We start from the raw sequence: 23,367 nt of genomic DNA, 5'->3' as shown, positions 1-23,367 counted from the left end.
CGGGGTTTGCTGAGGGGCGTACGCTGGATTCCCGAGGAGGGGATATGACGGGGGAAGTACGGGTCGAGCCTGAAGCTCTGAGGGCGATTTCCGGGCACATGACTGGTGGGCAATGGAATTCGTCGGACGTCGGCGCCGCGGCGCCCGACACGCTGCCAATCGGGACGGATGCCGCTGCGAACCTGAACAATGCTTCGCGGAATCTCCAGGAGTACCAGAAGCTCGCGGAGGCCGAGAACAAGCGCATCAGCGAGATGTTCACGATTGCCGCAGACGCATACGAGAAGGTCGACACCACGTGCGGTAAGGCGATAGACAACCCCGAGCGACGGGCTGCCATCGAACAGATTCCCGTTCCCGCGCCGTCCACGCAGCTGCCACCCATTCCGCAGGACCCCGCTGCACCACGACCGCTCGACGCGGGCGGTTACAGCGATGTCAAGGCCACCCACGAACAATTCCTAGGCGGTGACCAGGGGGCATCGCTGCACGACATCGTCGTGAATGCGAAAGTGTCGGCCAACATGGTCGCAGGTCACGCGGAAAAACAATTGCGCACTGATTGGGAGGGCCCTGCGGCGGAGGCGGCCTACCAGCGGTTGAATACGTTCAACGCGTGGCTGCATCAGCTTTCGACTGCGTGGACGCGGCTGGGTGAGGCGGCCCAAAAGGTCGCGGACGCCCATGCCGACGCGCGAGGCAAGCACGCCCCCATCTACTTTGAGTACGAGATTTGCGAGCAACTGCTCGTCAACTTGGCGAAGGAAATGACTGCCGGCAACTCGATCCAGACCCAGGCAAAGATGCAGGAAGTTCAGAAGAAGATGGCTGAGCTGCAGCGTGAATCCGACGAGGTGCGAGCGGATTACGCGGGCCGTGCCACTTTCGACCCAGTACGGGTCGAGAAGCCGCCGTTCGGGTCCAAAGACGGCTCCGGCGGCCCGGGGACGACTGCGCCGGGCCAGGGCGGAGGTGGCGGCGGCGCGCCCTCGCAGCCACCAACGGCGGCGCCACCGGCATCGCCACTGTCCGCGCAGGGCCCCGCAGGTGGAGGCGCCCCATCGGGTGGCGGCTCACCTTCGGGCGGTGGCTCACCGTCAGGTGGCGGTTCTCCTTCTGACGGCGGATCACCTTCCGGCGGGGGATCACCTGCGGGTGGCGGCCTGCCAAGCGGTCTGCCAGGGGGCGGACCAAAGGACGTGCCGAAGATACCCACCGATGATCCGAGCCTGAGGCCCGCCGCGGCGAGCGGGGGCGGAGGCTCCGGCGGAGGCGGTGGTGGCGGAATCCCGGCAATGGGGTTGCAGCCCAACGTCGGCGGCTCGTCCGTCGGGCCAAGTACGACAGCTGGCGGGCCCGGAGCGGGTCCCGGCCCGAGTGTTGCCGGCGCAGCTGGTGGCGGCATGGGCGGAATGGGTGGCGGCATGCCGATGCACGGCCAGGGCCAGGGCGGCGGCAAGGAGCGGAAGCGCACGCCCGGGCTGGCGCCCGACGAGGACATCTACACCGAGGATCGTCCGTACACCGAGGCCATCATCGGCCTTCGTCGCCGTAGGGAAGTCCAGGAAGACAAGGACTCCAGTTGACCGAGGAGATGCATCCCCAGGTCGCCGCCGTGTTGAAGCAGGCACAGCGGTTGCAGTCACTGATGGACGACCAGTTGGCCAAGATGAACACCGTGTCCTACACGGCGACCGACGAAACCGAGACCGTCGAGGTCACCCTCAATGGGCACCACTGGTTGACCGACGTATTCATCGAAGACGGTCTGCTGCGCCTCGGCGCGGCGACAGTCGAGGGGCGGGTCAACGAGGCGTTGCAGAACGCGACGTCCATTGCGTCCGCATCGATCGATGCAGACCGCGAACGCCTCGACGCGGCGGTCGCCGAGATCACGTCGGATCTGGACGACGGCACGTAACTGCGTGCACTGAGTGGTATCACTCCGGTATCATGTCGGCCATGGGAATGACCCTACGCACCAGCGATCAACAGACAGAAGCGCTGCGCCTGCAGGCCGCCGCTGAGGGGCGGTCGATGCAGGCTGTCGCGCTATCGGCCATCGACGAGTACATCGCCCGGCGTGCGCACGAGGCCAAGGTATCCGCGGCTCTCCAGCGCGTAGTGCGTGAGGAAGCCGGGGTTCTCGAGCGTCTCAAGGACGCATGACCGAATACCTGGATCTGGACGACTTGTTGGAAATCGCCCACAAGGCCGTCAGTCGGCAGGTCGTCGTCGGCGACTACGGCTTGCTTGAATCTGCTCTCGCGCGGCCCCGTGCGTCGGTGTTCGGCGAGGACGCCTACCCAGACCTGCACCTCAAGGCCGCGGCACTGCTGCACTCCCTGGCCCGGAACCACGCACTGGTGGACGGAAACAAGCGACTCGCGTGGACCGCCTGCCGTACGTTCCTGGCCATCAACGGTCAGTGGATCAGCGCGCCCGAGGACGACCGCTTCGACTTCGTGATCGAGGTCGCCACCGGTGCCCAGCCCGATCTCGTCGAGATTGCCGATCGACTACGCACCTGGAGCTACCAGGAGAGCTGAGCCCTCGGCAGCGTCAGAACCGCAGGTTCCGGAGGATGTCGTAGACGCCGGCGATCCACAGCAGCATTGGGATGACGGCGGCGATTGCCGCACCGTCCAGTAGTTCGAGGATTCGCTTGCTCACCGGCGACATCCGTCGCACGCCATCGGTCGCACCCACCAGGATCAAGGCGACCAAGGCAATCGCGGCGTAGATGCTCAGGACCAGCCACGCGCTCTCCGGATACCACTTGCACAGCCGGATGGTGACGCCGGTCGGAATCAACACCGTCGCCGCCAAAAGCGCCCAGGCGCACCACCGTTGGGCGTAAAGGCGCGACCGGAAGGCGCACGTCGCGGTGACCAACCCGGCCACGATCAGGCTGTGCAGGAAGAAGTGGCCTTGCACCACCACCGCGACCGAGCCGAGGGCGAGCACCAGGGCGCCTGCGGTGAGAAAGCCCACCAACAGCTGCCTGGCAAGGTGGCTGCGTTCGGTGAGGCGGGCCGCCGACTCGGGCACCGACGCGATGATCGCCTGCCAGGTCGGGGACTCCTCGTCGGAGACATCCGGACTCGAAACCGGGTCGAGCAGTTCATCATTGGACACCGTCTCGCCGGGGGCCGGTATCGGCGGCAGCGCGATGCGGGCAACGGCCACGGTCAGCTTCGCCGCGTTGGTGACGACGATCAAGCCGAAGGCGATCGCTCCGGCCGGCACCCAGTACTGCCACCCGTACCCGTAGGCCACCGCCGCGGCGGTGATCGCGACGGCCATCACCGCGCTGAACGACGCGACCTCGGCACGCTTGCGCGGCCCACCACGCGTCGCCAACACGAGGAGCAGCGCCACGCCCGCGGCACCCGCCACGTTCGGGGCGCCGAGCCCGCTGATGCCGGCAGGCAACGGAACGACCAACGCCGCCGCACCCGCCAACAGCGGAACCGCTGCGATCAGCAGACTCTCGGCCATGTCGAGATTGTGGTAACGCGTCCTGGCCATGACACTTCCGACGAGCACCCCCAGGCCGATGAGACCGAGGGCCAGCGTCCACCACCAGTCATGCCCGGTGTCCGACCATGCGCGCAATGCGGCGCCTGTGATCACCAGGGACACCGCCGGAATCGCCAAGCCCACGAAGCGGTTCAGCGCCGTGCGGTCGAATTCCGGTGACTCGTCGAGCACCGCGATGGCATCGATGACGTCCTCAACCAGTGGTCGGTAGCGCTCGGTGCGGCTGACCGACACCAGGGTGACGAGCGCCCCGTCGACCACCCCTGCGTCGTCGAGTGACTCAGTGCCCTTGATCGGCGGGGCACCGGGACGGGCGAACGTCCACTCCCCTTGGGCCTTGAAGTCGAAGCCGGCCAGTACCTCGGCAGGAGTGTCGTCGAGGAGCTCGGCCAGTACCTCCACCGCTTCGTCGACGAACGTCTCGATCGGCGCGGATGCGGGGAGAACCAGATCAGTCAGGCGGCGTCCCGTCAGAACCGTGACACGGGTCGTCGACGGCCGGCCGGGCGTCACGCCCGGCGTGCTGGGTGCGGCGGCCGTGGTGGTCAACGACGTTCGAGCCTGTCGAAGTCATCCGATAGCGCAGCACCGAGTTCGGTGATCCGGCGCCGGAACGTCTTGCCCAACAGATCGAGCTGAATCTCCGTGCCCGCGGCGATGTGCTTGTCCCAGGGCAACACGATCACGCGGCCGGGCGGAACGTGCCGTTCGAACTGCTCGACCAGATCTGCGACGTCGATGTTCGGCTTGCCCGGCACGACGTGGTTGATCACCACGCACGACCGGCCGAGCAGATCCTGATATCCGTTCTGCCGCAACCAGTCCATCGTGACGGCGGCTTGCCGCGCGCCGTCGATCGACGCGCTGGCCACGATCACCAGACCCGACACCGTGGACAGCACGCCACGGGAGGCCGGCTGGAAGAGGCCTGCACCACCGTCGGCGAGGACGAGGTTGTAGTACCTCGACACGATGCCGGTGGCACCCTTCCAGTCCTCGTCGTTGAACTCACGACGGGCGCCGCTGTACTCCTCAGAGGACAACACCTCGAGGTTGGCGGCGTTCATGCTCGTGTAGGCGCGGATGTCGTTGTAGCGGCTGAGTTCCTTGTCCGACAACAGATCCGCGACAGTTGCGGCGGACTGCCTGCCCGCGCGGTCGGCCAGGTTGCCGCCGTCCGGGTCGGCGTCGACGGCCAGGATGCGATCGCCGCGAACCTTGCTCAACTCCGAACCGAGCGCCACGGTGACGGCGGTCTTGCCGACGCCGCCCTTCAGACCGAAGACGCCGATCTGGTAGGAGTCGCGGGCGTTGCGACGGATCCGCGTGTGCAGATCCAGCTCGTAGATCTCGTCGGGCGACAACCCGAGGTTGATGCGCGTCAACATGTAGATCATGTGCCGCCAGCCGCGCTGGGACGGCATCTTCACCGCGGATCGCACGCCGACGTGCGAGAGGGCGTCGATGGCGCGGTGATTGCCGATGGTCGCGGCCGACGTCGGCGCGGGCTGGCCCGGCACCTGCTGAGCCGACGTCCACACCGCCCGATTCTCGGATTGCGGTTCGGCGAAGTGTTGCGACGGCGCGGGCGCGGGCGCCTGCCGCGCTTGGGGGGCAGGCGCAGGACGGGCCTGCTCGTAGCGGGCGCCGGTGGTCGGCGCACCCTGCGGCACGCGCATCATGCCGTTCGATACCCGCTGCTGCCCGGTGGCTTGGGTAGGCCTCATCTGGCTGGTGACCTCGGCCGGGCGCGGCGGCGGTGCGGCCGACACGGCCGTCTTCGTCGGCGGCGCGACGGGCATCGGGCCCGACGTGGGGGCCGACGGCGCATCAGGACGTGCCGCGTGTGTCGGCATGGGTCCGGCCTTGCCGGGCGCTACCGAGTCGCGGTCGACGGCTGCTGTCTCCTCTTCGGGCGGTTGAGTCGCGTCCGGGGAGTGGAAGAGCCGGTCATAGTCGGCCGACATGGAAACCTCTCAAGGGTTGGTTCACGTTGGGGCACGAGCTGAGGTGGGCGGGAGCGGTATTCGACCATCCCGCCCACCTCGGTGCTCGATTGGCTAGACGACGCCGCCGCCGAAGGTGCCTGCGACACCTTTGTCGGCACTGGCCATCTGCATACCCGCTTCCTGGATAGTCTGGCCGAGATTGAGCAGCGCCGCATTCAGTTCGGTGGACGCATTGTTCCACTTCGTCTGCAGCGCGGCGTAGGCACTCTGTCCATCGCCGTGCCACGCTGCGACCAGCCTGGCGAGGCCGGCGCTGCCCTCGTCGAGCAGGCCGTTCACCGTTACCGAGTGACCGTGGATCTCCATGGCGAGCGTCTCGATCACGCCAAATTGCCATACCTGTGCTGAACTCATGATCTTCTCCGATTCCGTTGATTGGTTGTCGTGGTCAGCCGTGGATGCCCAGGTTCACGGTCTGGCCGATGAGTCCACTCTGCTCGCCATCGTGCTGGTCGTACGTCACACCGCCGCCGTGAAGGTTGGTCACGATCTCGTCCAGCGCGGCCTTCTGCACCTGAGCTGCCTCCTGGTACCGCACGAACGCGGCGTGTGCGGCGGTGCCGGCCTGGCCTACCAAGGCGACAGACATGGCGCCCTGGGTCCCGTCGATCGCTCCCATGACGCCCTGAAGCCCCGTCGAGATGGTGTCGAAGTTGCTGGCCTCAGCAATGAGGACGGCAGAGTCTGTGGCTAACCCTGATCCACTGTCGGACATTTCTCGTACCTTTCTCTTGTGTCCTCACCAAGGGAATGGCGAGTCTTCCAGCCCCCCTGGGCCGGGAAGTCTTGTGTCGACGACTACCAGTCGTCTTCCTCGTCCTCGCCCAGATCCTGGGGAAGGAGTGTCGGCGCGAGCAGCCCCGTCTTGGAGCTCCCGCCGCCGCCCTTGCTGCCGTGACCGGCGCCGCCCACCGGGCCGCCGCCTGCGCCACCGGAGTTGTTGACCGGCGCAGACCCGGCACCGCTGCCACCCGCTGCCGCACCAGGAACCATCGCCACCGGGGATGCGCTGGGGCTCGATTCGGTCGGCTGGGCGACGAGGCTCGACATCAACGGCGTGCGGGTGGACGAACCACCCATGCCTGGCAACGACGCGGCCCGTACCAACCCCGCCCCCGAACTTGCTCCCGAACCACCCGCCAATGGGTGGTTCGACATTGGGCTGGCGCCGATCAGACCCATCTGAGCACCGTTGTTGGAGCCGAAACCGCTACCCATCTGGCTGAAGATCTGGGTGACCTGTTGCAGCGGCTGGCTCATCTGCTGCACGGGCTGCGTCACCATCTGGCCGAGTGTTTGGGGCACCTGCGCAGCCATGGAGCCCATCTGCGACACCATCTGGGTCGCCATCTGAACACCCTGCTGCGCGTTACCCTGCTGTTGACCCGTCTGCTGTCCGGCGTTCTGTGCACTTTGCGCGGCGTCCTTGGCGCCAGTCGCGACGTTGTTTCCCGCGTTGACTGCACCACCGGCCGTCATTCCGACGATCTGCATGGTGCCCTGGGCCGTGACCGAGGCAAACGTCGCCTCACGGATGATCGCGCCGCCCATCATCGCGACGTTCTGGCCGATCGCCATCGCGGCCCCAGCTTCGCCGACGCCAGGCACGACGATGGGCTGCGCAGGCGGGATCGGTTCGAACACCGTGTTCATGGAGGTCTCGGCCTGATAGGCCTCCATCACGGCGGCGGCCTGATTCCACATCCGGACGAAGTAGTCGGCCTCGTTGACCCCGATCGGCGCTGTATTGACCCCAAGAAAGTTGGTGGCCTCCAGCACCCCGTGCGTGATGTGGTTCATCTCGATCTCAGGTATTGGTGGCGTGGTGACTGCCGCCATCATGTACGCGTTCGCCTGCGCAATGGCCTGCATCGCCCGCTTTTGCGCCTGCAACGCCGTGGTGCGCAACCAGACCACCATCGGCGTGGTGGCCTCCACGGCCTGCTGGCTGGCCGTGCCCTGCCACGAGCTCTGCAATGCCACGAGGCTTGCCGCGAGCTCCTCGGCCTGTGTCTCCAGTGAGATCGCAAGGGTCTCCCAGCCGGCTGCTGCCTGGAACATCGGCGCTTCGCCGGCTCCAGCCATCAACCTGGCTGTGTTCACCTCTGGTGGCAATGCTCCATAGAACATCGCCAACATTGCGGGCACTGCGGACATAGTTTGCTGGGCTCAATCCTTTTAGGTCGACTTGTTGTTATTACGACACGAATGTCATTTAAGAAAGAGCCGCGGCGCTCGAGCCGTCGACAGCGGTGTAGATCGCGGCCGATTCGATATAGGCCGCGCCGGTGCGTGCCAACTCCTCCTGAGCGAAGGCATTCAGCGCATTGACTTCGAGCGCTTCTGTCGCGAACGCCATGGCGGCCTGCACCGAGACTTCCTCAGCACCTGCGGGGACCAATGCGCTGGCCTCGGTGGTCGCCGCCGTGCCGGTCGCCAAACCACGCGCACCATTTGCGACAACCTGAGATCCGACTCCGATGGCGCCTGGGTTGTGCTCCAAGGGTTGCATTTGCCGTTACTCCTTACATATTTCGAAAATACTGCATGGAGGGTCCAAGACCCGTGCTGGAGCGGTTGCTTGCTCCCCCGTGGAATCGATCCCCCGATCCCTTTGCTGGCGAGTTGCCAGAAGCGTTGCTGTACGTCTGAGAAAATTCTACCGGTCCGTAAGGGGTGGTGCTAACACTTCTTCTTCGGGGGGGTCCACGTAGGCCGCTTGAATGACTTCCTTGCCGTCCTGCGACCGCAGAAGTGCCTGGCCAGGAGGTCGCCGCTTCAGTTTGAACTCACTGGTCGGGAAGTCCATCTTCTCCCCGGACAGGAACAGCGTCGGCGAACCCGCCCCGTAGGCAGCGCCGACGAACTTGTCCAGCGACGCTCGCTGCGCCTGGCTCATCTGGCAGGTGACGATGATGTGTAGCCCGATGTCGGCCGCCGCGGGCAACAGCGGCGTCAACGGTGCCATCGGTCCGAACGGGCCACCTGCAGCCACGACCATGTGCCAGTCGTCGACGAGCAAGACCACCTCGGGCCCCTTCCACCACGACCGCGACCGTAGCTGCGAGGTGGTGAGATCCGCCGGCGGCAGGCGGACCTGCAGATTCGCCGCCAACGCCTTGATTGCTTCCTCGAGAGTCGCGTTGTTTCGGTTGATCGCGAACGCGTCGAGCAGGTGGCTCTTCGGAACGGCGTCCAGCAGACCCGACCGGTAGTCGGCAAGCATGAACCTGACCTGCGCCGGGTTGTTCCGTGCACAGATCGCCTGTGCGACGGCGTGGGCGATGGTGGTCTTGCCCGACTTCGGCGCCCCGAAGATCAGCAAGTGCGGCGAGGTGTGCATCGCGCTGTAGGCCACCGACAGGTCGGCCTCGCGGATGCCAAGAGGGATCGTCCACCTGGTGCGGTAATCGGAGTCTGAGCCCGGCGGTGTCGGGTCGAGCTCGCGAAGGTAGATGCGGTCGGGCAGCACCCTGATCTTCGGCGCCTCGTCGTTGTGCAGGGATCCGATGTGCTGGACTGCGGCGGTCATCGCGGGCACCAGGTCCGTCGCGCTGTGCACGCCGTCCAGGCGTGGCACCCCGATCATCAGGTGGTGCTTCTCCATCGAGATGGCGCGGCCAGGCCGGTTGACCGGGATGTCGCGGGTCATGCGGTCGATCTGCGTCTCGTTGATGTCACCGAGGCGGAATTCGATCTTGGTTCCGAGATAATCTCGAATCCGGGACTTCAATTCCGTCCAGCGCGGCGTCGAAATCACCGTGTGCACGCCGAACGCCAGTCCCTGTCCTGCCAGGTCTTGAACCACTGGCTCGAGGTCGGGGAATTCCGAGACGAACGCGGGCCATCCGTCGATCACCAGGAAGACGTCGCCGAACGGGTCCGCCGACGCCGGATGATTCGGGTCGTCGCGCAGTTGGCGGTACATTGCGATCGAGCCGACGCGGTACTGCTTGAACAGCGCTTCGCGTTGGCGCAGAACGGCTTTCATCTCCGCTACCATGCGGTTCACTCGGTCTGGCTCGGACCGCGTCGCGACGCCGCCCACGTGGGGCAGGTCCTCCAGATACATCAGTCCGCCGCCGCCGAGGTCGATGCAGTAGAACTGCACCTGACGCGGCGTATGCGAACACGCGGCCGACAGCATCATCGTCTGCAAGAACGTCGACTTACCGGTCTGCGGCGCGCCGCCGATCGCGATGTTGCCTCCGGCCGCCGAGACGTCGACGCCCCACACCTCCTGCTTGTGCCTGCGCGGTTCGTCCATGATGCCAAGACCGAAACGCAACAGCTGATGGTGGTCGCGCTCCACCAGTTCGTCGACCGGCGTCGGGTCGGTCAACGGTGGCAGCCACATCCGATACGCACGGATTTCACCCGTGGTCAGCTGCTCGAGGACGACCTCGCGCAACACCCGCTGTTCGGATTCGGTGGTCATATTTAGGTCACCGCCTCCGCGATCGGCGCCGCGGTGAACTGGCGGATCCGCACCTTGCTCACCGGGGCGTGTTTCGGCACCACCTCGCCGCCGTCGTCCACCGGCGTCGGCACGTAGTTCACACCCGTGAACACGCTGTGGAACTTCACCGGATCCTCCATGCCGACCCGCAAGAAGCCGACGCCGCTCTCCTTGTTCGTGATGTATTGCGCCTCAGGCGTTCCAATCACCATCTTGGACTCGGCCGAACTCGTGGTCCGCAGTGCGATGCGATACGTCAGGTTGGGCTCCAACTTGTCGATGCGAGCGCCGCCGGTGTTCAGCGACTGCGTCGCGAGAAGCAGGTGCACGCGCAGCGATCGGCCGACGCGGCAGATCCGGTCGAACAACTGGATGAAGTCGGGGTGGTTCTGCAGAAGCTCGGCGAACTCGTCGACGACGACGAACAGGGTCGGCAGCGGCGCCAGGTCGGCGCCCCGCTCGCGGTGCTTCTCGTACTCGGCGACGCCCGACAACGCACCTGCCGCACCGACCTGGATACCCGCTTGGCGCAGGATCGACTGCCGCCGGTCCAGCTCGCCGGTCAGCACCTCACCCATGCGGCTGACGAGCTCGGCTTCTTCCTCCATGTTGGTGACCACCGCCGCGGTGTGCGGCAGCTTCTCCATGCCGAGGAACGTCGAACCACCCTTGAAGTCGGTCAGCAGCAGGTTGACCTGATCAGGATGGTGCGTCGCGGCGAGCGAAAGGATCAGCGTACGAAGGAATTCCGACTTGCCGGAACCGGTGGTGCCGATCAGCATCCCGTGCGGTCCCGCACCGAACTCCGCGCCCTCCTTGATGTCGAGATACTGAATCTCGCCGGTCTTCAGCTCGTGTCCGAACGGAATGCGAAGCCGGTCGTGGTCGAGGTCGCTGAACATCCGCCACCGATTGGGCGTCACTTCCTCGATGGTCTGCGCCCCGACCAGTTGATGCCACTCGGTCGCAACCTTCTTCTGCACCCGGGTGCTCTTGTCGATGATCGTGCCGGTGATCGACCAGCCCGCGAGCTTGCGGGCGATGCGGCCAGCCTGGGCCGGGGTCAGCTTGTCCGTCACGTCGGTCACCAGGCGGAAATTCTGATTGGGCAGTCGGTCGTCGGAGGTGCCGTCGGCGTCGACCCGGATGCGGTACGTCGATCCGCGGTGGTTGCCGATCGTGATCACGGTGACGCCGGCCCTCCCGTCTGCCGGGAAGCCGGCCTTGCCTCCGGTGAGGTCGATGACGACCACATAGGGGCCGCTGGGTGTCGAGTCGGCCGTGTGTGGGCCGCGCGCGGTCAGGTCGCTCAGCCCGTCGGGTCGGGTGAACACCAGCCGCGTTGCGCCCGAGGCATCGGTGTCGGTCTGGTGTTGTGTGTGCGGCAACCACTTGAGCCAGGCCCACTCGGGGTCTTCCGGATTGTCGGTCAGTACCCGGATCTGCAGCAGGTCCGGCGGATGAAACACCGCGAGATGGCACACCATCGCGGTGATAAGCCCAGCAGCACCGGCCAAGTCACCGCCGATCGCGATGGTCGGGAAGGTGCGCAGCTGAACGAGTTTCGGGCAGTCGTGAATCAGACCGTGGGTGCGCAGGAACTTGGTCAACCACATGTGGCTGACGGGTTCGAGGTGCGGCTGAGGTGCGGCCTGCGGGCCCACGAGTTCACCGCCGACGGCGGGCTTGAGCAGCCGGTCGACGGCGGCCTCTGACCCGAGCCCGATCCGGGTGGCGGCGTAGAAGTCGTGGTTGACCTGACGCGACCACTGCCGGTTGGTGCCGATGATCGACAGCAGATCCTCGGGATGCGGTGCGTGGTAATTGAAGAACGTCACCTGCGCGGCGGCCGACGACGTCACGCGGGTCCGCAGACCGGACAGGTAGCGCAGATACTCCTTGCGGTCGGCATTGATTTCGGGCACCTTCTTGCCGCCCGGCCCACCACCGGCCATGAAGCCGACGGTGCCCATGATCATCATCAACGGCATCATCAGCATGTACGGCGAAAGCTGCCGCACGCCGGTGAAGATCATGATTGCGATCATCCCGAGCATGCCGCCGCCCATCACCCACGGCAGGATCTTCTGGACGCCCGACGGCGGGATGTCGATGCCTAGGTCGTCCGGCGGGGTCACGTTGATCTCGCCGGGCGTCAGTCGCGGTCCCCGCTTGATGGTTGGGGTGAATTTCTTGGTGGTCATCCCCCACCTCCTGGACGTGCCGCGGGAACGGCATTCGGGACGGCGTTCGGATCGCCAACCTTGCGCGGATTGGGATCGGCGGGCAGCGTGTCGTGCTCGAGCAATGCTGCCTGCTTGGACAACACCGGGCCGTCGACGAGCAGGCCCACCACCTGCCACGGCGCGGTCTTCGGCGCAGACAGCCCAAGGGCCTTGGCGGTGTCCTCGTCGGCCAGTCCGTACCGCACGCCCTGCGGATCGATGTAGTAGAGGCTCTCGCCGTAGCGCGGATCCGGCGACTGCAGTCGCACGTACTGTCCGCCATCGATGAACACCGTTGAGTCGCCGCCGATCTGCTCGATTCCGGTGTTCAGCGACCCTGCTCCTATCGGCAGGTGGCGTCCGATGACGACGCTGGTCTGGGGCGACTGGTCACCCGGTTCTCGCTCCCACGACCAGCACAGCGTCGGCGCGTCCTCGCGCAGTTGGATCTCCAGCGGCTTGTCCGGTAGCGGCGAGGTGTAGACCTGCTCGGCGATCTTCGCCACGTCGCTGGACTCCACCGACGGCGGGGTGATCAGACCGTAGGAATTGGTGGCGCGCAACGCCGCCGCCGTGGTGTCGTTGACCTTGGCGACCCCGTCGGGCAGCACCACGTACTTCTGTTCGTCGGAATCCGTCACGGTTTGGAAGACCGATCCGATGACCAGATTCGCAGGCAGGCCACTGTTATTCGGCGCGCCCGCGGCGGGGACCTGCGGCAGCAGCCATGGGCCGGCGTTGGGCAGCGCGTTGAACAGCCCCTCCGAAATGGGGGTTGCCTTGGCCGTCACCGGAATCCCCACGGCCGACGTGACGGCGCGGTCGCCCAATTCGATCGCGTGCCTGCCGGTGTCGGTGACCAACCAGTCCTTGTCCTGGAAGGACACCAGCACACCCTGATCGGAACGCATGGCACCGACCGAACCGTCGACGACGAGTGGCAACACGATGATCGATGAATTCACCGCCGGTGCAACACTTTCCGGTTTGGTGACGGTGTCGCACAACGTCCACATGGAATTGGCGGACGTGGACACCGGGGTGGCGTACGGTGCGCCGGGGATGCCGATGGGCTGACCCTTCGGCATCCGGTTCAGCTCGTCGGACTTCACCGCGCTCGGGGTGCCCGGGTGGCCGAGCACCAGTTGTGCCGACGTCAGGTTGTACACCGGATGCAGCAGATTGGTTCCGCCCATCACCACGTACAACTGGTTGGTGGTCCGGTCGACGAGCAGGTTGTCGCCACCGCGCTTGCCGAGCGGCTTGAAGTACGCCAACAGCACAGCACCGGCGCAGACGGCCACCGCGAGCACGATGCCCAATGACACCGCCCGGCTGTAGAACTGCAACGGGTCGTCGAACATTCGGGTGTCGCGGCGCACGATGGCGTGCTCGACGCGGCGCAGCAGGAACCGCCAGCCACTGACCTGGACCTTGGTGGTGAGTCGGAAGCCGGCCACGGTTCTACTCGACGATGCTCAGCCGCGCGTGCACGGCATCGATGGCTTCGGTCATGTCTTCCCCGTTGATCTCGCTGAGTTGCTCGACGCCGAGGCTGTCGAATTCAACCGAGCGGGCCAAGCGCATGTCCCTGTACTGCTCTCCGGCCTCGACCAGCTGCCGTGCGTATCGGCCGTTGCCCGCGATGTCGAGTGCCGGCTTCCCGTTGAGGGTGCGCTGACTCAACAGGGTGGCGGCCTCGAGCACCCTCTTGCCCGCCTCCTCGCTGAGCGTCGAGTCATTGGATGCGGCAAGTACCTTTGCGATGTCGACGATCTCGTCCGACGAGTACGAATCGAACTCGACCCGGGTGGAGAACCGCGACCGCAGACCGTCGTTGCTCTCCAGGAGGCGGTCGATGTCGGCGCTGTAGCCCGCGATGATGACGACGAGCCGGTCGCGGTCGTTCTCCATCCGGGCCAGCAGCGTGTCCAATGCCTCGGTGCCGAACGGGTCAGCGCGGCCGTCGCGTTCCTGCACCAGCGTGTAGGCCTCGTCGATGAACAGCACCCCGCCGAGGGCCCGGTCGATGGTCCGCGCCGTCTTCACCGACGACTGGCCCTCGTACTCGGCGACGAAGTCCTTGCGCGAGGTCTCGACCAGCTTCGGTTCGGCGATCACGCCGAGACCGGCGAGAATGTTGGCGACCACCCTGGCGATCGTCGTCTTGCCGGTCCCAGGGGGCCCGGTGAAGATGATGTGCTTGGACTGCTGGGCGACCTTCATCCCGCGCGCGGCCCGCACCTTCGCCATCTGCGTTGCGGCGCGGTATCTCTCGATCTGGTCCTTGACCCTGCTGAGCCCGATCTGGCGGTCGAGTTCGGCCTGCGCATCGAGCAAGAGTTTGTCGCGCGCCGAGGTATCCGCGACCACGCTGTTCGGATCCCACGGGTCCGTGCGGGCCGCGATCTTCTCCGCCGTGGTGGTGACCATTCGGTAGTTCGGATCCTTCAGCGCCGCAGCGACCTTCGGCTCCGCGTGGGTGGCCTGCAACCACTCCAGCAGCGCGACGGCCGACTCCTCGTTGCCCTGGCTGCGGCGCGTCATGGCCAGATTCCAGGCGATCGCGGTGGCACACGCCTCGCCGGCCGGTGACGAGTTGGATTCGGTGAGACGGCGTTCCGCCTCGGTGAAGAGTCCGAGGTTGGCGGCCGCGACGCCGTGCGCCACACCCGCGGCGGCGGCAAGGAACTTGTCCGGCCAGCTGCTCGCGCCCCGCACCTCGTCGATGACGTCGGTCCAGCGCTCGGCGGAGCCGTAGATGACGGCCTTGACCCACGACACCAGGTGCTCGGCGCCGGTGGACGGAACGTCGTCGAGCGCTTCCATGGCGTCGGCGTGGTTGCCGACGGCGGCCTCGTTCACCGCGAAGCCCATGGTGATCGCCAGCGGCGAGTTCACCGGGTAGGTGATGTCGCCGAACTGACCGCCGATGGGGACCCGGGCGTTCAGGGTGTTCATCGAGATCTCGGCGGCGCCGGCCAGCTGGCCGAATCTCGTCCGCGAAAACCACGCGCGAAACAGCGTCGCCCGGTCGGTGTCACCACAGCGGATACGCCCCACCCAGCCATCGCAGGCGGTCTCGTCGATCGTGGTGATCTCGGTGAACAGTTCGAGCGATCGTGCGGGGGCGTTCGGCAGCATGCCGACGGCGCTTCCGAAGAGTCCGGCCAATTGGTCAGTCATGGTTACTCGCGTATCGGGTGGCGAAGACCTGAGCCCGGGCAGCTTGCGCTTGGTCGGGTGACGGCAGGTCGAGGTCTCTGGTCAGGAAGTCATGTGTCGCGTAGTCGTCGTGGCCCTGTTCGCGCATGCCCTCGAGCATGAAGGAGTACTGCGCCGATCTGGCGTCCTGGGTGGCCAAGCGCGCGATCACGACGATCTCATCTGCGAGATTCGTTTCGGTCATCGCGTTTGCCTTCGGGGACAGATCGATGCGGTTGACGCGTCCATCCATGAAGGTTGTCACGGTCACGGTGCCGGGTGGATTCGTGACGGTGAACAGTGGCACCGACGGTCCGTCGGCTGCTGCTTCATCCGGGAGCGGATCGAGCGCATCCAGCAGGTCAGAAGTCGTGGAGTCGTCCACGGTGGAGTCGCCGAACCCGTCGAACACCGACACGCTCGACTCGGCGGCGGGCGCGGAGAAGTCCAACGCAGCAGCCAGATCGTCGTGATCGTCCTCGGGATCGTGCGGCGGAGATTCGGCCACCAGCTGAATGCCCTTCTCAGTCCGAATAGGAGTGGTTGGCAGCGTTGTTGTCGACGTTCTTGTCGAACCACGAACCCGACGGGAGGAACTCGACCAGACCGTCGAGCGCACGCTGCAGGTTTTCGTTCGTGCCGGGCAGGAAGCTGCCGTACAGCTCGCCGTTGACCTTCCGCGGGATGGACACGATGCGGCCGAGGTGCGAATCGAGCACACCCGCGGCGACGTCGGCCTGCGAATAGGTGCCGCCCGAATGCCGCTCGTTGGCCGTGATCTCCACCCAACTCTTGGGGGAGGCGATGAGTTCGGCGTATATCTTCGCCGAGGCCTGGTTGATGCCGAACTGAGCAAGCTGATTGGCCGACCTCGCGTCGCCGAGTCTGCTTGCCTGGGCGGTCAGTGGTTCGACCGCCGCTGGGGTCGCCGATCCGAGCACGACGTTGACCATCGCTGCCAGCCCCACCTGCGGCGCAACTCGCTGCAGCACCAGCATCTCGCCGTCACGGGCCGCGACGACGTGTCGAGAACCCTTGCGGCACACCACGAAACGCACCATTTTGCCGCCAACGTCGCGGCGCCACCATCGGCCCTCGAGTGTGCGGTCGGCGCGGCTGAGCGTGTCGACCATCGCCGCGACCTCGGGATGGGGCTCGCCGAACACGGTCAGCACGCCCTGCGCGACGAGGTCTCGGGTCACTTGATCCCACACCACGTTTCGCAGGTCGAGCTGCGGAATGTTGGGCCGGATCCCCAACGATGGAGGGAACTCCATGACGTTGAGTTTGTCGGCGATGACGAGCATGCCGTCGATGGTGACCTCGACGCCGACGACGTCATCGATGTGTGGGGCGTCCTGTCCAGCGCTGCCCGCCGCGGTCATCGGGTTTGCATCCGGTCGCCGAGGCTGCCGCCGGCCATCCCGTCGACTCTGTCGTACGCCCCTGCGGACGCGTCCAGCTTGTTGGCCACTTCCTCCGCAACCCCCTTCATTCCAGAACCCGCGGCGCGGCGCGCGTTCTGCACGGCCTCCACCGCTGTCGCGGTCGACCACGAGATCACCCCGTGGGTTACCCGCACCGAAGTGTCCACACCGTCGGCGACCTCGACGGCCGACCGAATCTCGGTGGCCGCTTGCCGCTGTTTGGCGGCCAGCTCCCGCAGCTGGGCCGTCGCAACTCGCAAATCGCCGGACATGTGATTCCCCTTCGTCCCCATCTTCCTATGGTCCTGGCGCCGGCGGCGGGCCGATTGGATTTTCTGAGTCCACCGTAACCGCGATCGGCGTGGTCAGCCGACTCGTGTCACCCTCGCCGGGGCCGGCCGCTTCGTCGTCATTCGCCTCGTCGGGCTTACCGGCCCCGTCCTCGTCCTTCTCGTCTTCGTCGTCCCCGTCTTCCTTGTCCTTCTCGTCCTCGGCGGACTGCCTCTCGGCCTCCTGCTTGAGCGCCGCCAGCACGGCCTCCTTGATCAGGCCGATCGGGATCCCGGGAGCGGGTGCCATCGGAGCTGCGCCCGCGCTCACCGCCGCGGGCGGCATTCCACCCGCAGGCGGAGCACCCGTGGCCGACCGTGCAGGCGAGGCGGGCACTTGGGCCGCCGGAGGCGTCGGTGACGGGGACGCGACGAACTGGGCCGGGCTGCCCGACGCTGATGTGGACGGAGGCGTGGGTGGCCCGCCCTCGGCAGGCTGGTCTTTCGACTCGTCCTCGGGCGACCGTTCGGGCTTCTCCTCCGGCGACGGTTCGGGCGGCGGAGGCAGTGGCGCCGGCGGGTCCTGGTCTTCCACCGCCGGGAAGAGGTCCGCGGTCTGCTCGACCTTCTCGTAGCGCCCGACGAGCTGCTGCAAGGCCGCGGCGTTCGCCTCGACCTTGGATGAGAGTTGGTCCAACTCCAGCGAGCTACGGCCGACTGCGATGAGCACCGCTTGGGCGTCGGCAGCCGCCTTCAAACCCAGGCCAGCGCCGGGGACGAGGCCCAGCGCGGAGGTGAGGAGCCCAACGTCGGCCAGCCAGTTGTACAGACCGTCGAGCCGGTCCCGATGAAAGTCGATCTGGAAGGCCTCGGTGGCGAGCGCGCCGTGCACCTCGTGGTCGGCGGCGGCCATCGCCCTGGTCCGCGTCATCTGCTTGACGTCCGTGACCGAGTACGCGGTTGCCCCCGCACCCGACCAGCTCTCGGTGGGCTGGGCGGACATCAGCGTTGCAACGGCACCGTGAAGTCGGGCGCCACCTTGACCGAATCGCGCGCCGTCCTCGGGCTCACCGAGGCCCGTGGTCAGCTTCATCCCTGCGATCACCAGCTGGCCGCCCGTGAGGATCGGCGCATTGGCTGCGCGGAGAAGCGTTGCTTTGCCACCGCTCCTCAATTTACCGTGCACCCCCATACCTCGAACCCTCTCGCCGGATGCGAGCGTACCAGCGGATCAGCGACCCCCTACGCACCAATTCCACCGCTGATTGAAGGGTGATCGAGCGACGATCGGCCCCCAATCGACCCTACTGAACAGGGTATACAGTGGCAAAACCGCGCCATCGCTCTGCGGAAGGGCAATCGAGCAGCGGGGCCGCACATCTCGGGTTCGTGCCACGTGCGACCACCGGAAATCGCCCCGCGGAAGTCCACCTCCGGCCGCCAAGCTGGCTCCACTGACGTTTGCTGGGCGCCAACAGTGGTCGCGGACCCCGCGATGATCCATTGGGCCGGCCACGGTGTGGTTGATACTTGATTCCAGGCAGGCAGCCACATCGTCTGGATTCCACGGGAAGGAGCCACGTGCCGTGAGCGAGCGTGACGACGCCCTGCGCAGGCAGCTCGGCTGGACCGGACCCGAGGAATCCGACTACGAACCCCCCGCACCCGTCGAGCCGACGTTCACCCCGGCGGCGACGCCGCTGCCCTCCCGGCCACCCGTCGACTTCGTGCCCGCCGATCCGGCGCCCCCGCCCGAAGAGCCGCCCGAACCTCTCACGAACGCGACGCGCGAGATGGACCGCCCGCCTATAGTCTTCCCCCCGCCGTCACCCCGCTACGGACCACCTCATGGACCGCCCGACGCGGGCCAGTTCGGCGGACTCCTCAGGCAGCAGAACTCGCCTCAACCTCAGAACCCTCCTCAACAGCAGGGCCCTCCACCAGCCCCCAACCCGCAACAGCGGGGACAACAGCAGCAGCCGCCGCCTGGTTGGCAGTTGCAACGCGCGCCGAATCCACCCGCACCGCCGAATCCCAGTCCGCCGCCGAGCCCCGGGCCGCCGCCTCCCTCCTGGCAGGCCCAGCAGTTCGGTCCCGACCCCCGGCTGGAGCCACCGCAACCGGCCGGGTCCTACGCGGACCGGATCAGGCGGGACGAGCTCGTCCCTGCCAAGCCGCTCCCGCCGTCGCGCGGCTGGCGCCTGGTGCTGTACCGGCTCACGTTCGGGGCGGTCAACCTTGGCCAGTCCGCGGAGGAGTTACGGCAGGCCGAGTCGGAGGCGCGGATCAAGTCGGTCTTGCGGGGCCACTACAAGATCGGCGTGATGGGCAAGGGCGGCGTCGGTAAGACGACGGTGTCCGCAAGCATCGGGTCGATCTTCGCCGAGCTGCGCCAGGACGACCGCGTGGTCGCCATCGACGCGGACACGGCGTTCGGCAAGCTCGGCAGCCGCGTCGACCCGAATGCGACGGGTTCGTACTGGGAGCTGGCAGGCGATCAGCACCTCGAGACGTTCGCCGACATGCGTAGCCGGGTGGGGAACAACGCCGCGGGTCTGTTCGTGTTGGCCGGTGAGGCCAGTCCCGCCCGCAGGCGCGTGCTCGACCCCGCCATCTACCGGGAGGCCACGGCACGTCTGGATCGCCACTTCACGATCTCGATCGTCGACTGCAGCTCCACGATGGACACACCCGTCACCCAGGAGGTGTTGCGGGATCTGGACGCCTTGATCGTGGTCTCGTCACCCTGGGTCGACGGCGCCGCCGCCGCCGGTCAGACGATGGACTGGTTGGCCAACCGTGGCTTGACCGGCCTGTTGCAGCGCACCGTCGTCGTGCTCAACGACTCGGACGGGCACGCCGACAAGCGCACCAGGGCCATCCTCGCCCAGCAGTTCGCCGGCCAGGGTCAGGCCGTGGTGGAGGTCCCGTTCGATGGGCACCTGCGGACCGGCAGGGTGATCGAGCGCACCACCGAGATGTCCCCTGCGACCCGGCGCAAGTTCATCGAGATCGCGGCCGCGCTGGCCGAGCACTTCCCGACCAACGACGACCGCGAACGCACCCGCGACCGGTTTTAGCGTTCAGCGCCAATCGATCTGGTCGATCAGCGACTCGATCAGCTCCGCTGCGGCAGCGGCCACCGGCTGGCCCGCCTCCGCCGCGACGATCGCATCCTCGGGCACGCCCGCAGCCTGAGCGGTCTCGCTGATCGTGAGGTTCGCCCGCCGTCGTGCGGCGTACAGCCGCTGACCGAGCGTCGCCGTCGGAGCCGTTGCGCCGAGCAGGGTCAGCTCGTCGATCTGGCGGCGCACGGTACTCAGCGCCTTCAGCAGGGGAGGCGTTAGCCGGCCGATCCGCGCCGCGCGTGCCGCCACTGCCTCGAGCTGCCGAAGGTCGGTCAGGATCGCGGTGACCCTGGGAGTGAAGGCCGGATCGTCGACCGGGGGCAGCGAACCGATCGTGTCGCCGAGGGTGTTGACAGCCGCTTCGATGGCCTGGGCGATCAGCGAGCCCTCGTCGCCGCCCGCCGGCGGTCCGGAGGACTCCGCGGGCGCGACGGAACCGCCCCGCCTGATCCGCGCGATGGCGCCCGGCGGCCACTGCAGAATTTCTTCGAGCTTGACCCGTGTCCGTTCTCGCGGCCAGCTCCGGCCCTTCTCGAACGCGATCAGCGCGCCGGCGTTGATGATGCCGTCGGCGGCCAGACTGCGCTGGCTGATGTCGAGTTCGCGGCGTCGCGCCGCCGCGGCAGCACCCGCGCGCACCATCCCCGGGTCTACCTCGAACGCATCGTCAGCATCGGCAGTGGTGTCGACGCTGATCAACATGCCCTCCGCTCAAGTGCTGCACCGCTAGTGTTCGCATCCACATTAGCCGGGTTTATCACCGTTGAGAACCGTTGCATCGATCCGGTTTGAAACGTGTCGTTGTGAAGTATCCAGGTCACCCTACCCGGCGTGCTCATCTTGCGCTGCAGATCAATAGCAATTTCACCTGGGTGATGCTCCACCAAACTTCGCTCCAGTTTGAACTGTTGCATCGCTATGGTTCTTTCAGGTACATTCGCGTCATCGCGCCGAGCACGACCACGGCGCACGGATGAAGGAGCAAGACATGAACGCAGTTGGCTGGGACGGGCTGCCGATAGGCGAGTGCACCCGCAATCCCGAGCGCTGGACGACGGTCGCCGACGAAGACGCCAAGACCATCTGCCGCCAGTGCCCGCGTCGGTGGGCCTGCGCACGCGAGGCAGTCGAACTGCCGCGGGCCGAGGGACTGTGGGCGGGCGTCGTCATCCCCGAGGCGGGTCGTGGACGGACCTTCGCGCTCCGGCAGCTGCGGTCGTTGGCCGAGCGCAACGGCTACCCCGTCCGCGCCCGACGCCTCTTCCTGGAATCGGCCTGATCGCTCGCCTCGCCGCCGATCGAGGGGACGGCAGCGCTGCGAGCGGAACGGAATAGCCGGGTGCTCCTTGCGGTTGGGATGAGTCGACGGTGTCGAGCAATGCCCCGGGTACCACCCCAGAACAGTCGCCTAGTGCGACCACATGCCGAGAGGCGCACTGCCGGCACCGTCACCCGAGCCGTCGACGCAACTGCGTCGACGGCTCGCTTCATTCCCGGCACAGTGTGTCCACAGGCCCGAATCTGCCTGTGGATGGATGTGCCTCCGTGTCGGACGCCGGTCCTAGCGTGACGACATGACGTACTGGATCAACACCGTCAGCCGCGGCCACGTGCTACGCGGCGTGGCAGGCGGTTTCACGCAGGCCAACCACGGCAACCACACATGTTGCGCAGGATGGCACGGGGCGACTGGATCATCTTCTACTCGCCCAAGACCGACTATCCCGACGGCGCGCCACTGCAGGCCTTCACCGCGATCGGGGAGGTCACCGACGACGAGGTCTACCAGGTCGACATGGACCCGCAGTTCCAGCCGTGGCGGCGCCGGGTCGAGTTCCTGCCGTGCTCGGAGACACCCATCCGCCCCCTGCTCGACGATCTCGACTTCGTCGAGGACAGGTCGCGTTGGGGCTACCGCTTCCGGTTCGGCGTCTTCGAGATCGACGAACACGACTTCAACGTGATCAAGAACGCGATGACCGGACTAGTCTGGACGGGGTGAGCAACACCGAGCTGGTGCCTGACGAACTCGCTTGCGCTGCTTCACGATTCGCCGGCGTGTTGCATCCGCGCGACGTTCCGCTGGGCGGCCCTCGGGCGATCCGGGTGCGCAGGACGCTCCCGCAGCGCGAACGGTCGCTGATCGGCGCGTGGTGCTTCGTCGACCACTACGGCCCCTACGACCTGAGCACCGGGCCCGGCATGGACGTCCCGCCCCATCCGCACACAGGTCTACAGACGGTGAGCTGGCTGTTCAGCGGTGAGGTGGAGCACCGCGACTCCGCAGGCGTGCACGCGATGGTCCGCCCCGGCGAGCTCAACCTGATGACGGCGGGTGCAGGCATCTGCCACTCCGAGGTATCCGTGGCGGGAACGACGCCTGCGACGCGGTTCCTGCACGGCGCGCAGTTGTGGGTCGCCCTTCCCGACGCCGACCGCGAGACCGACCGCGGCTTCGCCCACTACGTTCCCTCCCCGCTGGCCGTGGACGGTGCGCGCGTACGCGTCTTCCTTGGCGAGCTCGCCGGGACGCGGTCACCGGTGCACACCTTCACGCCACTGCTCGGCGCCCAGGTAGATCTCCGCCCCGGCGCGACGATCACATTCGACGTCGACCGCTCCTTCGAGCATGGCGTGCTGCTCGATCAAGGCAGCGTCGAGGCCGGCGCGGTCACGCTCGGAGAGGGCGACCTCTGGTACCAGTCGCCTGGGCACGACTCGCTGACGCTGACCAACCGCGGCGACGGCCCGGCACGGGTGCTGCTGCTCGGTGGGCCGCCCTTCGGGGAGCAGTTGGTCATGTGGTGGAACTTCGTCGGGCGCAGCCACGACGACATCGCCGAGTACCGGGAGATGTGGCAGGCCCAGGACGAACGCTTCGGCGCGGTATCCGGTTATCCGGGCACGCGGCTGCCCGCTCCCCCGCTTCCGAACGGCAGGCTGCGGCCACGCCCGTGAGCGGCCGCGGGAGTAACGCACGGGACAAGTCCGTTCTCCTTGGGCGCATATTTGCCGCGTAAGGCACCGGCAACGAAATCCGTCGCGGCTCAGCAGCGCAAACGGTTCTGCGGGCAATCTCGCGCGCGTTTCAACGCGGCGGTAA

Annotated in this window: 22 protein-coding genes and 1 pseudogene; 8 read left to right on the top strand and 15 right to left on the bottom strand. The window is 66.7% G+C overall.

Going from position 1 to position 23,367, the window contains the following annotated elements:
* Positions 1-44: 44 nt before the first annotated feature.
* The 4 genes from HNP02_RS43555 to HNP02_RS15815 are packed head-to-tail and all read left to right on the top strand — an operon-like array spanning position 45 to position 2,549.
* Positions 45-1,586 (top strand): hypothetical protein, encoded by a 1,542-nt coding sequence (locus HNP02_RS43555; RefSeq protein WP_184440036.1) that lies wholly within the window; start codon positions 45-47, stop codon positions 1,584-1,586.
* The gene (locus tag HNP02_RS15825) at positions 1,583-1,921 is read left to right on the top strand and encodes a YbaB/EbfC family nucleoid-associated protein (RefSeq protein WP_304611005.1); all 339 of its coding nucleotides are present in this window, start codon (positions 1,583-1,585) and stop codon (positions 1,919-1,921) included. Before HNP02_RS43555 ends, HNP02_RS15825 begins: the two co-directional genes overlap by 4 nt.
* A gap of 41 nt (positions 1,922-1,962) precedes the next feature.
* Positions 1,963-2,169: a CopG family transcriptional regulator gene (locus HNP02_RS15820; RefSeq protein WP_184440034.1), complete on the top strand. Its 207-nt coding sequence runs from the start codon at positions 1,963-1,965 to the stop codon at positions 2,167-2,169.
* Entirely contained in the window at positions 2,166-2,549 is a 384-nt protein-coding gene (locus HNP02_RS15815) for a type II toxin-antitoxin system death-on-curing family toxin (protein WP_184440032.1), read from the top strand. The genes HNP02_RS15820 and HNP02_RS15815 overlap by 4 nt, the downstream gene beginning before the upstream one ends.
* 13 nt (positions 2,550-2,562) lie before the next feature.
* Here HNP02_RS15815 and eccD read toward each other — a convergent pair whose 3' ends face one another.
* The 14 genes from eccD to HNP02_RS15745 form a co-directional block, all read right to left on the bottom strand.
* A complete protein-coding gene (gene eccD / locus HNP02_RS15810) occupies positions 2,563-4,092 on the bottom strand; it encodes a type VII secretion integral membrane protein EccD (protein ID WP_184440029.1) in 1,530 nt (509 codons plus the stop codon).
* Positions 4,089-5,510 carry a MinD/ParA family protein gene (locus HNP02_RS15805; protein WP_184440027.1) on the bottom strand — a complete coding sequence of 474 codons (1,422 nt, stop codon included), beginning with the start codon at positions 5,508-5,510 and terminating at the stop codon, positions 4,089-4,091. The genes eccD and HNP02_RS15805 overlap by 4 nt, the downstream gene beginning before the upstream one ends.
* A gap of 93 nt (positions 5,511-5,603) precedes the next feature.
* On the bottom strand, positions 5,604-5,906 hold the full coding sequence (locus tag HNP02_RS15800) for a WXG100 family type VII secretion target (RefSeq protein WP_184440025.1): 303 nt from the start codon (positions 5,904-5,906) through the stop codon (positions 5,604-5,606).
* Positions 5,907-5,940: 34 nt separating this feature from the next.
* A complete protein-coding gene (locus HNP02_RS15795) occupies positions 5,941-6,267 on the bottom strand; it encodes a WXG100 family type VII secretion target (RefSeq protein WP_184440023.1) in 327 nt (108 codons plus the stop codon).
* Between the two features lie 83 nt (positions 6,268-6,350).
* Positions 6,351-7,709, bottom strand: coding sequence for a PPE family protein (locus HNP02_RS15790; RefSeq protein ID WP_255506585.1), 1,359 nt, complete (start codon positions 7,707-7,709; stop codon positions 6,351-6,353).
* A gap of 58 nt (positions 7,710-7,767) precedes the next feature.
* On the bottom strand, positions 7,768-8,064 hold the full coding sequence (locus tag HNP02_RS15785) for a PE domain-containing protein (RefSeq protein ID WP_184440021.1): 297 nt from the start codon (positions 8,062-8,064) through the stop codon (positions 7,768-7,770).
* A 147-nt stretch (positions 8,065-8,211) separates the two neighbouring features.
* On the bottom strand, positions 8,212-9,990 hold the full coding sequence (gene eccCb / locus HNP02_RS15780; RefSeq protein WP_184440019.1) for a type VII secretion protein EccCb: 1,779 nt from the start codon (positions 9,988-9,990) through the stop codon (positions 8,212-8,214).
* Between the two features lie 2 nt (positions 9,991-9,992).
* Positions 9,993-12,215, bottom strand: a complete 2,223-nt coding sequence (gene eccCa / locus HNP02_RS15775) for a type VII secretion protein EccCa (protein WP_184440017.1) — start codon at positions 12,213-12,215, stop codon at positions 9,993-9,995.
* The gene (gene eccB, locus HNP02_RS15770) at positions 12,212-13,696 is read right to left on the bottom strand and encodes a type VII secretion protein EccB (RefSeq protein WP_184440015.1); all 1,485 of its coding nucleotides are present in this window, start codon (positions 13,694-13,696) and stop codon (positions 12,212-12,214) included. Before eccB ends, eccCa begins: the two co-directional genes overlap by 4 nt.
* A gap of 4 nt (positions 13,697-13,700) precedes the next feature.
* Positions 13,701-15,422: a type VII secretion AAA-ATPase EccA gene (eccA, locus tag HNP02_RS15765; RefSeq protein ID WP_184440013.1), complete on the bottom strand. Its 1,722-nt coding sequence runs from the start codon at positions 15,420-15,422 to the stop codon at positions 13,701-13,703.
* The gene (locus tag HNP02_RS15760) at positions 15,415-15,951 is read right to left on the bottom strand and encodes a YbaB/EbfC family DNA-binding protein (protein WP_221317678.1); all 537 of its coding nucleotides are present in this window, start codon (positions 15,949-15,951) and stop codon (positions 15,415-15,417) included. Before HNP02_RS15760 ends, eccA begins: the two co-directional genes overlap by 8 nt.
* A gap of 13 nt (positions 15,952-15,964) precedes the next feature.
* Positions 15,965-16,825, bottom strand: coding sequence for an ESX secretion-associated protein EspG (locus HNP02_RS15755; RefSeq protein ID WP_184440009.1), 861 nt, complete (start codon positions 16,823-16,825; stop codon positions 15,965-15,967).
* Positions 16,822-17,139 (bottom strand): ESX-1 secretion-associated protein, encoded by a 318-nt coding sequence (locus HNP02_RS15750; RefSeq protein ID WP_184440007.1) that lies wholly within the window; start codon positions 17,137-17,139, stop codon positions 16,822-16,824. Before HNP02_RS15750 ends, HNP02_RS15755 begins: the two co-directional genes overlap by 4 nt.
* Positions 17,140-17,164: 25 nt before the next feature.
* Positions 17,165-18,322 (bottom strand): EspA/EspE family type VII secretion system effector, encoded by a 1,158-nt coding sequence (locus HNP02_RS15745; protein ID WP_184440005.1) that lies wholly within the window; start codon positions 18,320-18,322, stop codon positions 17,165-17,167.
* Between the two features lie 400 nt (positions 18,323-18,722).
* Here HNP02_RS15745 and HNP02_RS15740 point away from each other — a divergent pair, with 400 nt between their 5' ends.
* Positions 18,723-20,216 (top strand): MinD/ParA family protein, encoded by a 1,494-nt coding sequence (locus HNP02_RS15740; RefSeq protein WP_184440003.1) that lies wholly within the window; start codon positions 18,723-18,725, stop codon positions 20,214-20,216.
* Between the two features lie 3 nt (positions 20,217-20,219).
* Here the strand turns inward: HNP02_RS15740 and HNP02_RS15735 are convergent, their stop codons facing one another.
* Entirely contained in the window at positions 20,220-20,966 is a 747-nt protein-coding gene (locus tag HNP02_RS15735; RefSeq protein WP_184440001.1) for a transcriptional regulator, read from the bottom strand.
* 286 nt (positions 20,967-21,252) lie between these two features.
* On the opposite strand from HNP02_RS15735, the gene HNP02_RS15730 reads away from it, so the two are divergent.
* The 3 genes and pseudogenes from HNP02_RS15730 (at position 21,253) to HNP02_RS15720 (ending at position 23,222) form a co-directional block, all read left to right on the top strand.
* Positions 21,253-21,543 carry a WhiB family transcriptional regulator gene (locus HNP02_RS15730; protein ID WP_184440000.1) on the top strand — a complete coding sequence of 97 codons (291 nt, stop codon included), beginning with the start codon at positions 21,253-21,255 and terminating at the stop codon, positions 21,541-21,543.
* 295 nt (positions 21,544-21,838) lie between these two features.
* Positions 21,839-22,266 (top strand): annotated as a pseudogene (locus tag HNP02_RS15725) (EVE domain-containing protein).
* Entirely contained in the window at positions 22,263-23,222 is a 960-nt protein-coding gene (locus HNP02_RS15720) for a pirin family protein (RefSeq protein ID WP_184439998.1), read from the top strand. The pseudogene HNP02_RS15725 and the gene HNP02_RS15720 overlap by 4 nt, the downstream one beginning before the upstream one ends.
* The last annotated feature ends 145 nt before the right edge of the window (positions 23,223-23,367 follow it).

The sequence above is a fragment of the Mycobacterium sp. AZCC_0083 genome, assembly GCF_014202335.1.
In the GTDB taxonomy this organism is placed as follows: domain Bacteria; phylum Actinomycetota; class Actinomycetes; order Mycobacteriales; family Mycobacteriaceae; genus Mycobacterium.
The sequence above is the reverse complement of the archived record's forward strand: the minus strand, read 5'-3'. Positions and strand labels throughout refer to the sequence as shown.